Genomic DNA, 825 nt, shown 5'->3' on the forward strand with positions numbered 1-825 from the left:
TATGTCTATTATTCCCCCCGCTACCTCTACTTCTATCTCATGATATATCCCACTACCCATCAGTATCCCACTTATTACTATCTCATAGTGCGATTCTATTAAACTTAACTTGTCTTCTGCTTTCTTTAATGCCCTCTTTATCCTCTCATTCAACCTGTAGCTCATCCTACCTAATATCTGTTTTATCCCTTCTATCAACTTATCTACTTCTTCTTTCCTCACACTTTCTCTTATCTTTTTACCTTCTTGATTGAACACTTCTGTATCTAATTTGTAATTTATCTCAAGTACCATTTGTGTTAATGACTGCCCTGCATCTATGTTTGGGATTTTCAATTGATACAACCCACTGTCTATTTCTTTTGCAAATGTCAAATATCCTGCTTGCACAAGAAAAGACTTTGCTAAGCTTTCTTCTATCTCTCTGCTTGTTAGTTCTGTGTATGAGATGAGTAATTCTTTTTTGAGTACATCTTCCAGTTTAACTTTGCTATCTACAAGATAATCATACAAGAACTTTGGTTGAGAAGTATCATGCCAATATGCAAGGAACTTATTGTTGAGGAAAAACAAAAGTACAGCAAAAGGATTAAAGACAGAATGTTTGCCATCAAAAGAAAATCCACCATAGTATTTCTCAAGTTGTTCAAGAAGATATTCCTTGCTCATTCCAAGCTTTTGACAAGCAATATCGATGTATTCAGAAAAATAATGTTCAATTTCTTGTTTAGTATATCCGAGCATTTGACTGAAGTCTTCGTGAAGAGAGATATCGGCAAGGTTGTTGAGAGTAGAGAAAACACCAGCTTTTGTGTATTTGGTTAT

General features: G+C 34.7%; 1 protein-coding gene. It reads right to left on the reverse strand.

Annotation, left to right across the window (positions count from 1 at the left end; all coding sequences use genetic code 11):
* A partial coding sequence (locus N2Z58_09460; protein MCX7654885.1) for an AAA family ATPase occupies positions 1-825 on the reverse strand: 825 nt, incomplete at both ends.

The organism is Fervidobacterium sp., assembly GCA_026419195.1.
Classification (GTDB): Bacteria; Thermotogota; Thermotogae; order Thermotogales; family Fervidobacteriaceae; genus Fervidobacterium.